This is a genomic window from Variovorax cryoconiti (genome assembly GCF_051216395.1).
GTDB lineage: Bacteria > Pseudomonadota > Gammaproteobacteria > Burkholderiales > Burkholderiaceae_C > Variovorax.
The window spans coordinates 401676-410967 of record NZ_JBPJZI010000005.1; the positions used below are offsets into that span (position 1 = coordinate 401676).

12 protein-coding genes are annotated in these 9292 nt (G+C 67.2%); 9 read left to right on the forward strand and 3 right to left on the reverse strand.

Annotated elements, in window-relative coordinates:
* Positions 1-71: 71 nt before the first annotated feature.
* Genes ACSFA2_RS15730 through ACSFA2_RS15745 form a run of 4 tightly spaced genes read left to right on the forward strand, consistent with a single transcriptional unit; the run spans position 72 to position 2959 of the window.
* Positions 72-710: an FMN-binding negative transcriptional regulator gene (locus ACSFA2_RS15730; protein WP_435456236.1), complete on the forward strand. Its 639-nt coding sequence runs from the start codon at positions 72-74 to the stop codon at positions 708-710.
* Between the two features lies 1 nt (position 711).
* A complete protein-coding gene (locus ACSFA2_RS15735) occupies positions 712-915 on the forward strand; it encodes a hypothetical protein (protein WP_435456237.1) in 204 nt (67 codons plus the stop codon).
* Positions 912-2018, forward strand: a complete 1107-nt coding sequence (tadA, locus tag ACSFA2_RS15740) for a tRNA adenosine(34) deaminase TadA (RefSeq protein WP_435456238.1) — start codon at positions 912-914, stop codon at positions 2016-2018. Before ACSFA2_RS15735 ends, tadA begins: the two co-directional genes overlap by 4 nt.
* Complete coding sequence (locus ACSFA2_RS15745; RefSeq protein WP_435456239.1) at positions 2015-2959, forward strand: LD-carboxypeptidase; 945 nt, start codon at positions 2015-2017, stop codon at positions 2957-2959. Before tadA ends, ACSFA2_RS15745 begins: the two co-directional genes overlap by 4 nt.
* A 50-nt stretch (positions 2960-3009) precedes the next feature.
* Here the strand turns inward: ACSFA2_RS15745 and ACSFA2_RS15750 are convergent, their stop codons facing one another.
* Positions 3010-3336: a hypothetical protein gene (locus ACSFA2_RS15750; RefSeq protein WP_435456240.1), complete on the reverse strand. Its 327-nt coding sequence runs from the start codon at positions 3334-3336 to the stop codon at positions 3010-3012.
* Positions 3337-3664: 328 nt separating this feature from the next.
* On the opposite strand from ACSFA2_RS15750, the gene ACSFA2_RS15755 reads away from it, so the two are divergent.
* Positions 3665-4612 carry an adenylate/guanylate cyclase domain-containing protein gene (locus tag ACSFA2_RS15755; RefSeq protein WP_435456241.1) on the forward strand — a complete coding sequence of 316 codons (948 nt, stop codon included), beginning with the start codon at positions 3665-3667 and terminating at the stop codon, positions 4610-4612.
* Between the two features lie 48 nt (positions 4613-4660).
* Here the strand turns inward: ACSFA2_RS15755 and ACSFA2_RS15760 are convergent, their stop codons facing one another.
* Positions 4661-5413: a LysR substrate-binding domain-containing protein gene (locus tag ACSFA2_RS15760; protein ID WP_435456242.1), complete on the reverse strand. Its 753-nt coding sequence runs from the start codon at positions 5411-5413 to the stop codon at positions 4661-4663.
* A gap of 171 nt (positions 5414-5584) precedes the next feature.
* Between ACSFA2_RS15760 and ACSFA2_RS15765 the strand changes: the two genes are divergently transcribed.
* From ACSFA2_RS15765 to ACSFA2_RS15780, 4 genes are all read left to right on the forward strand, one after another.
* A complete protein-coding gene (locus ACSFA2_RS15765) occupies positions 5585-6202 on the forward strand; it encodes a LysE family translocator (RefSeq protein ID WP_435456243.1) in 618 nt (205 codons plus the stop codon).
* Positions 6203-6245: 43 nt separating this feature from the next.
* Positions 6246-6536, forward strand: a complete 291-nt coding sequence (locus ACSFA2_RS15770) for a DUF1330 domain-containing protein (protein ID WP_435456244.1) — start codon at positions 6246-6248, stop codon at positions 6534-6536.
* A 751-nt stretch (positions 6537-7287) separates the two neighbouring features.
* Entirely contained in the window at positions 7288-7410 is a 123-nt protein-coding gene (locus ACSFA2_RS15775) for a hypothetical protein (protein WP_435456245.1), read from the forward strand.
* A 112-nt stretch (positions 7411-7522) separates the two neighbouring features.
* Positions 7523-7837, forward strand: coding sequence for a hypothetical protein (locus ACSFA2_RS15780; RefSeq protein WP_435456246.1), 315 nt, complete (start codon positions 7523-7525; stop codon positions 7835-7837).
* Here ACSFA2_RS15780 and ACSFA2_RS15785 read toward each other — a convergent pair.
* Positions 7828-9138, reverse strand: coding sequence for a lytic murein transglycosylase (locus tag ACSFA2_RS15785; protein ID WP_435456247.1), 1311 nt, complete (start codon positions 9136-9138; stop codon positions 7828-7830). The two genes, ACSFA2_RS15780 and ACSFA2_RS15785, sit on opposite strands and share 10 nt — an antisense overlap.
* Positions 9139-9292 lie beyond the last annotated feature (154 nt).

Below are 9292 nucleotides of genomic sequence, written 5' to 3' on the forward strand. Positions count from 1 at the left end.
GATGAATGCCGCATTTTCGCTGCGGCCCCGGTGCGCTCGCGGACAATCGACGCACCTCACGGGAACACGCCATGTACATGCCGCCACAGTTCAACGCCAAGGACCGCGCCCATGCGCTGCGGCTCCTGCGCGAACATCCTTTCGCCAGCCTGATCTCGAACGACGACGAAGGCCTGCCTTTCGTCTCGCACCTGCCGGTGGTCGTGGACGACCCGGACGCCGACGAGCTCGTGCTGCTCGCCCATTGCGCCAAGCCCAATCCGCATTGGCGCTACCTGCGCGATCGTTCGACGGCCGTGCTCACCGTGATGGGCCCGCATGCGTACCTGTCGCCCTCGGTCTACCCGGATCTGGCGCGGGTCCCCACCTGGAACTACCTGGCGGTGCATTGCACGGTCGAGGCCACGCTGGTCGAGACGCCCGTCGAGAAGGACACGCTTCTCAAGCGGCTGATCGGCGAGCACGAGCCGGCGTACGCGCAGCAGTGGCGGGACCTGGGAGACGACTTCCAGCAGAAGATGCTGGCCGGGCTGGTCGGCTTCTCGCTGCGCGTCACGGCGTTGCAGTGCAAGCTGAAGCTTAATCAGCATCGCCCGGAATCGCACGCGGCCATGCATGCGCAGTACCGCGAGGGTTCATCCGACGAGCAGGCGCTGGCCCTGTGGATGGAGCGCCTGGGCATGGCGACGCGCCCCACGGAGGGCCACTGACATGCGCGTGCTGGGTCTGGTCGGCCTGGTGATCGCGCTGCTCGTCGTCGGCCTGTTGGTCAAGAAGCAGGCGAGCAGTCTCGCCGCGCCGACATCCGTCAACGCACCCTCGACCCCCGCGCAGGGCCGGCAACTGCAGCAGGACATCCAGAAGTCGCTCGACGCCGCCATGCAGCCCCGCGCGATGCCGGACGACAAGCCATGAGCCTGCCCGCGGCACCGGTCGCGCCGGACGACGCGCACTGGATGGCCCTGGCCCTTGCCGAAGCGCGCGCCGCGGGCGCGGCCGGCGAAGTGCCGGTGGGCGCCGTGCTGGTTCGCAACGGGCAACTGGTCGCGGTTGGCCGCAACGCGCCCGTGGCCTTGCACGATCCCAGCGCGCACGCCGAGGTGCGTGCCCTGCGCGACGGCGCAGCGGCCCTTGGCAACTACCGCCTGGACGGCTGCGAGCTGTTCGTGACGCTCGAGCCCTGCGCGATGTGTGCCGGCGCCATCCTGCATGCGCGGCTGGCGCGCGTGGTGTACGGCGCGGCCGACCCGAAGACCGGGGCGGCGGGCTCGGTCGTCGACCTCTTCGCGCAGCCGCAGCTCAACCACCACACGGCGGTTCAGCGCGGTGTGCTGGCCGACGAATGCGGCCAGTTGTTGCAGTCGTTCTTCCAGGATCGGCGCGCCGTGGCGCGCGAGTCGGCGCAGCCGCTGCGCGACGATGCGCTGCGCACGCCCGAGGCGCGCTTCGCCCAGCTGACCGAGCCGGAGCGCTTTGCGGCGCGCTATGTCAGCGACCTGCCGTCGCTCGGCGGCTGGCGCATGCACTACCTCGACGAAGGGCTGCAGGATGCGGCAGGGACCGTGCTGTGCCTGCACGGGCCGGGGCAGTGGAGCCACGGATTCCGGCACCTGGTCGCGCAGCCCGGCGTGCGCTGGCTCGCGCCGGATCTCATCGGCTTCGGCCGCAGCGACAAGCCCAAGCGCGATGCCGTGCACCGGTGGGCATGGCATCGCGACGTGCTGCTCGACTGGCTCGATCGCCGGCCGGGGCCACCGCTGCTGTTGGCGCCCCTGGCCGGTGCCGAGCCGCTCGCGGCGCTGCTCGAGGCGGCGGCGCCGACGCGCTTCGTCGGCACGCGCCCGGTGCCCGACGCCTTCGACGGCGCGATGGACGATGCGTGGCGCGCGCCGTTCCCCGATCGCGGCTACGAGGCGGCACTGCGTGTCCTCGGCAATGCAGCGCCGCGTTCGTCAGGCCCCGACGCCGCGCAGGCCGCCGAATGGCGCTTCAAGGCAATGGGATACTTCCCGGCGTGAGCAAACATATCTACATCTATTCCCCGTCCAGCGCCGTGCGGGACAAGGCCGCCTTTCGGCGCGGCGTGAAGCGGCTGCAGGCGCTGGGCCACACCGTCGAGGTCGACGAGGCCGCGCTGTCCAGCCATCAGCGATTCGCGGGCGACGACGACACGCGCCTGGCCGCCATCGGCCGTGCGGCCGCCAGCGGTGCGCAGATCGCCCTGATCTCGCGCGGCGGCTACGGCCTGACCCGCATCCTCGACGCGATTCCGTACAAGGCCGTGGCCAAGGCCGTGTCGCGCGGCACGGAATTCGTGGGCCTGAGCGACTTCACGGCCTTCCAGAACGCCTTGCTGGCCAAGACCGGCGCGGTGAGCTGGGCCGGCCCGTCGGTCGGCGAGGATTTCGGTGCCGTGGACGGCCCGGACGACATCATGGAAGCCTGCTTCGACGACCTGATCAGCGGCCAGGGCGAGGGCACTGGATGGCGCCTGCCCGCGCGTGACGGCGAGGCGCCGACGCTGCGCCCGGTGCACGACGCCGTGCTGTGGGGCGGCAACCTGTCGGTGCTGGTGACCCTGCTGGGCACGCCCTATTTCCCGGTCGTCGACAAAGGGGTGCTCTTCCTCGAGGACGTGCACGAGCATCCCTACCGCCTCGAACGCATGCTCGATCAGCTGCGCCATGCGGGCGTGCTGGCGCGCCAGCGCGCGGTGGTGCTGGGCCAGTTCACGTCATTCAAGAAGGTGCCGCACGACAAAGGCTTCAGCCTCCGCACGGTGGTTGATCGGCTACGCAGTCAACTGAAGGTGCCGGTGCTGACCGGGCTTCCCTTCGGCCATGTGCCGACCAAGGTGCTGCTGCCCGTGGGCGCGAAGGTCGAAATGGCGCTCGACGGACGCGACGTCTTCATGGTGTGGGGACACCGCCATCCACATGACGGCCATCACCACCACTAGAGCGGACGAACGAGAAGGCGGGCGGGGCGCCGGCGGGGAAGGGCAGCGCTTCAGGCCGTGAAACGGTGGACGCGCGGGCCCATCGTTTGCGGCAGTCCGCCCTTGAACAAGCTGTTGATGCGGCGCATCTGGCGGCGTGCAGACGGCTCGCCATCGATTTCGGCAAGGGTCGTCAGCACGTCCTGACGCAGGTACCAGAGCGCTTCGAGGTCGTCGGCGAAACGCACGCGCTGCGCGACGCGGTGCACGGTGTTTCCCGGACGGGCCTCCAGCAAGGACAGCATCGACGTGCGGATCTGGACCAGCTGACGGTCGGTTGACCGGCGAAAGCTGAGACCTGGAAACGACAGTAGACGAAGAAGACTGCTGGGAGACATGGAGCAGAGGCAGGGTGCCTGGAGCCATCGATGCCTACTACGTTATAGGTAGGCCATGCCCGCCACAAGCAAAGAAACAATTAAACATGTTTTAAAACAACATACTTCACGCTTTTGCTCAAGTCGGTTCTCGAAATGAATACCTCCGGCTTATGGTTGCTTTGCGACCTCTCGAGACCACACCGGCAGGCTTGTGCCGACATCGTTCACGGTTTGTCAAGTCGGAGCGCAAGCGTGGCGGCTCCAGGAGAAAGTTCCAGCGCACCACGATGGAAAAGCAATTGCTTTGCCATAATCAATCAGCGATTGCTACGAAAAACTGCACAACATGGGCGCCAATTCAACGGTCGTTTTCGCGGACTTGACGGGAAGCACTCGGGTTTTCGAGGCAATGGGGAATGCTCGCGCGACGGACACCGTCACGCGCCTGACCCAGTGGATCGGCGGCGTGTGCGAGGCGCACGGCGGACGGGTCGTCAAGATGCTGGGCGACGGCGTCCTGGCGATTTTTCCGGCCGGCGACACTGCGACAGCCGCCGTTCTCGAACTGCAGCGCAACCACCAGAAGCGCCTCCAGGCCTGGCCTGCCGCCTTGCGCATGGATCTTCAGATCGGCGTGGCCAGCGGCGACGTGGTGGAAGTGGACGGTGATTGCTACGGCGACGCCGTCAACCTCGCGTCGCGCCTCAGCGACCTGGCCGGCCCCGGGCAGATCTGGGTCACCGAATCGGTGGTCGAACAGTTGAAGGAGGGCGAGGTGCGGCACCGCAACCTCGGTCCGATCACGATTCGCGGCAAGAACGAAACCCCCATCGTGCACCGCATCGACTGGCAGGAGGAGATGTCGGAATTCCTCACGATGCCGGCCACTCTGGCTCAATCGAACCGGGCTGTGGACTCGTCGTTCGGACAGATCGAATTGTCCTGGCTCGACGTGCGCGCCCTGTTCAGCGCCGCGGACCTGCCCATTCACCTGGGTCGTGTGGACGAAGCGCAGTTCGTGGTGAACGACCCGCGCGTCTCCCGCCTGCACGCCCGCATCGAGGCGCGGCAGGGCAGTTGCGTGCTGGTCGACGTCAGCACCTACGGGACCTGGGTCCGCTTCCACGGCAGCGCCGGTGTCAGTGGCGAAATCGCCTTGCGACGTGACGAATGCGTGCTGCACGGCAGCGGCGAGATCGGCCTGGGGGCACCGCTGAGCGACTTCAGTGCGCCGACCATCGCGTTCAACACGACCGGTGGCGGCCTGCTGCTGGCGCGGCGCGACGCACGCTGACGATCGGACCGCGACGGCATCGTCCCCGATGCCGACCGGCCGCGCCATTCAGCCGCCGGCACGCCTGGTGTCTTCCAGCCATTCGGCAAAGAACTGCGCCTCGGGCCTGGCGTCCGGCGCGAGGCCGTAGTAATAGCGTTCGAGCGGCATGCGCAGCTGCGGCAGCGGCGACAGCAGACGCCCCTGGGCGAGGTCCTGTGCGATCAGGGAGGTCGGTCCCATCGCGACCCCTAAACCGTCGAGCGCGGCCTGCAGCACAAGGTGCAGATGATCGAACTGCAGCGGCCCGGCAGGCTTGAGGCGCACGAGGCCGGCCGCGCGCTGCCAGTCGTCCCAGTCGCTCTTGCGGGTGCGGGCCGACAGCAGCACGTGCGCTGCCAGCGCAGGCGGCGCGTCAACCCCGCGCGCCTTGAACAGAGAGGGCGCGCCGACCACCTGTACCTCGTCGTCCAGGAAGGGCTTGACCTGGATCGAGGGCGGCCAGCCCTGGAGCCCGCGTCGGATGGCCACGTCGAAGCCGTCGACCGCTTTGGACGGCACGGCGGTGCTGGTCACGACCTGCGGTTCGATGCCCGGGTACTGGGCCACGAAGGCCGGGAGACGAGGAATCAGCCAGCGCACCGCGAACGAGGGCCGTACATTGATGCGCACGGCCCGTGCCGGCGCGCGCGCCATGAGCGCGGCCGCCGCGGCACCGATCTGCGCCAGCGCCGCCGCCGCGTCGGCGAAGAAGGCCTGGCCTTCCGCCGTGAGATCGATCGGCTGGTGGCGGTGGTGCGCCGGCTCGCGGGGCAGCGGCACGCAGGCTGAGCGTCGGGGCGGCTGGCTGGCTGGCCGCACACGGTGCACGGGGTGTTTGTGGGGAATCCCAGTTGTTGGGACTTCCCCACGAAGACAACCCTGTGGCATCCTCCTGGCCGACCGTGTTCCCCTGGAACCAGACGGTCTGCCACTGAAAAACCGAAGCCCACCATGTCCCTCGTTGCCTTCCTTATCGCTGCGCTCCTTCTCGCGATCACGCCCGGCCCGGGCATCGCCTATGTGATCGCTCGAACGGTCTCGAGCGGCCGGCCCGAGGGGCTGGCTTCCTGTCTGGGCACAGGCATTGGTGGCATGGCCCACGTGATGGCTGCGGCGCTCGGCCTGTCCGTTCTGGTCGCGCAGTCGGCGATGGCTTTCAACGTCATCAAGTACATCGGCGCGGCCTACCTGATCTTCCTTGGCATTCGCATCCTGGTGCGCAGGAAGGCCGCTGCGCCCATCGAAGCCAGCGCCGCCAAGGGCGTGCAGCGTGCGCTGCTGGAAGGCATCGCCGTCGAAATCTTCAACGTGAAGACTGCGTTGTTTTTTCTTGCGTTTCTCCCGCAGTTCGCCTCACCGGCAGAGCCGCTGGTTCCGCAACTGGTGATGCTCGGCAGCGTCTGTGTGGCCCTGAACACCGCTGTGGATGTCATCGCCGTGTTTGCCGCTCACAGGCTTCTCAAGTCGGATGTTGCGCGCGACGCACGCGCCCGATGGCTGACGCGTTTCTCTGGCGGAACAATGGTCGGTCTTGGCGTATTTCTGGGCCTCGCCCGTCGCGATTCGTAAGGCGACGCGAAGTCCTCTTTTCCCGTATCTGAAGGAGTTCACCATGGCAAAAGCCTACTGGGTCAGTGCTTACCGAGCCGTCAAGGACGCAGACAAACTGGCCGCCTATGCAAAGTTGGCCGGCCCCGCCATCACGGCTGGAGGCGGACGCTTTCTGGCGCGGGGACTACCGGTCGCGGTGTATGAATTCGGCCTGTCCGAGCGTACCGTGCTGATCGAATTCGACAGCGTCGAGCATGCGAAATCCGTTCATGACAGCGCCGCCTATCAAGCCGCGCTTGCTGCGTTGGGCGACGGTGCTGAACGGGATCTGCGGATCGTTGAAGGGGTGTGAGCCGCGCCGAGCAAGGCGGAGGCCAAGGGCACGACTCGGTGGGGCTGACTGCGATGCCACTTGGATACTTGCTCGTGCTTGCCGTCACTTTTTTCGGTCTGTGGCAGTGCGTCTTCGCGAGGCCGCAGTCGGCCAGATGCAGACGTTCCACGCGGTCGGGTCGTGAAGCTTGAAGCGTAGTTTTCCCTTCAGCTGAGATTTGCGGCGCACTATGCGAGTGCCGCAGGTCTGCCTTTCAGCGTGTCGATCGCGTACTGCACGAACTTGCGGCGCCGTTTCAATCTCTGGGGACCTGCAGGCGCAAGTCGCTGGAGAGACTTTCTCGCTCGGGTCGGCGACTCGGTCGAGGGCAGGTCCGATGCGCTTTCCCTGTGCATGGCGTGGTACGAGGATCGGCCGCGCCTCGCAACAGAGCGGTCATTCGGGTGCTTCTCCTTCGATCCGCCCGACACCGGTGGAGCGCTCCGCATTCACTTCGTCTCTCCGGAGAACACGAGCACAAGCCCTCTGGCCTCCGCCAACATCGGTGCCAGAGTGCAAGAGCTATGCGCACTGTTCTCGCATGTCCGTCGCACCGAGCGCAACGTCCTATCGGTTCGCGGCGTCTCCTGGTCTACAACCGCGATGCCTACAGGAGGCTTTTCCCGCACGCCTATGCGATGTCGATTCGACCCGTAGCGGTCCCGTTGCACCTGAACGGCAGATCACCTGGGGGCAGGTTTTGAACTGGCGTCAGGAAGTGAAGCCGGACATGCGTGACGCGCTCCTGGCCCGCCTGGACACGATGAAAGCGGAAGCACCTTGGGAAACTTTTCCGCTCCAGGCGCTGACTGCCACAAGTGATGTCGCCAAGTTCTATGAGCGCTTCACCTGAGCTCGCGGGCGTTGCCGGCCTGCCTGAACGTGATGATCGAAGGGGTGCCGGCACCGCAGATCCGATCCCCTTGAAAATTCTGGGGAGGTTCTGCCGTCCCTACCATCTCGCCATGCCGATCTTCTTGCGTGTGTTGCGTGCCCTGTCCGTCGTCTGGGCCATCGTGGCCGTCCTTGGCATGGGTCAGGCCATCGCGCCGTCCGTGGAGGGCCAGTCGATGTTCGCCACCTGGGCCAAGTCGCTCGGATGGCTGTTCGGCTTCGAACTGGGCTGGACCGGCCAGGAGACGACCGAAGGCATGCGGCAAGCCCTCGCCAAGAGCGCAGGCCAGTTCGTGTTCTTCTTCGGCTGGATTGTCGGCCTGGTGCTGACGAGGCCGCGCGAGACGCAGGGCGCCGTCCGCGAATCCCGGCACCCTCAGGGCTGACGCAGGCGTTGCAGCAGGTCGGCGCTCGGGAAGCCGTCCGCGGGCAGCCCGGCACTTCGCTGGTAGGCGCGCACGGCCGCGCGGGTCGAGGGGCCCGCGACACCGTCGGGATTGCCGCTGGCAAAGCCGCGCTGGGTGAGCGCCTGTTGCAGTTGCATCGTCTCGCTGCGGCTGAGCGCAGCGAGTTCGCGCGGCCAGGCGGCCCGGACCGCAGGGCCACCCGCCAGCTGCTGGGCCAGCAGCCCGACGCCCAGTGCATAGCTGGTCGAGTTGTTGTAGCGCAGGATCGCGCGGAAGTTCACGCCCACGAGAAAGGCCGGCCCGCGCGCACCGGCGGGCAGCAGGATCGATGCGTCGGACATCGCCGGCAGGGGCGCACCGTCGATCGCCGCCACGCCCTCGTCGGACCATTGCGTGGCCGACTGCCGGACCGCGTCGTCGGCGCGGCCGTGGTCGAAGCCCGCCGGCAGGCGCACCTCGACACCCCAGGGCTGGTCGGCCCGCCAGCCTGATTTCGCCAGATAGTTCGCCGTCGACGCGACGACGTCCGGGAGGCTGTCCCAGATGTCTCGACGTCCGTCGCCGTCGGCGTCCACCGCGTAGGCCAGAAAGCTCGAGGGCAGAAACTGGGTCTGTCCCATGGCGCCCGCCCAGGAGCCGATCATTCGCTCCGGCGTGATGTCGCCGCGGTCGATGATCTTCAGTGCCGAGAGCAGTTCGCCTCTCGCCCAGGCCGCACGACGCCCCTCGAAGCCCAGCGTGGCCAGGGCATCGATCGTCGACATGTCGCCGACGTTGCTGCCGTAGTTGCTTTCCATGCCCCAGATGGCGACCACCACCTCGGGCGGCACCCGCTGCGCCTGGAACACGGCCGCGGCCTCGCTGCGCACGCGCTGGAGCATGTCGCGGCCCGTGGCCACGCGTTGGGGTGTCACGGTACGGTCGAGGTAGTCCCAGACGGTGCGCGTGAATTCGGGTTGAACGCGATCGAGCTCGATCACGCGGGGCAGGAATCGTGCGTGGTCCAGGGCCGTGCCGAGCGTCGCCTCGCTGATGCCGGACGCGCGGGCGCTTGCACGGAATTCGCTCAGCCACGCGACGAAGGCCTGCTGATGCGTGACATCCGCTGCGGGGGATGGCTCCGTGCGGTTCGGTGGGGCGGGCGTTTCGGCAGCGACGCGGTCTGGCGATGCGGTGGAGACGGGTGAGGCGCAGCCCGCCATCAGCGAAACGGTGGCGAGCGTGAGGGCGGATGCACGGACGACTGACGGGAAGGCGGAAGGGGTACGCATCGTCGTCATTCTCACCGCGTGCTGGTCGCTGCGCGTGTCAGCTAGTTGTGAAGCTTCAATAGGTTGTATCCGGTGTTCATCCGGATTGGGTTTGAGAGACTGGAAGTCGCCAAACACCCAATCCACTCAGGAAGCCCAACCGGATGAACACCCATAAGCATGC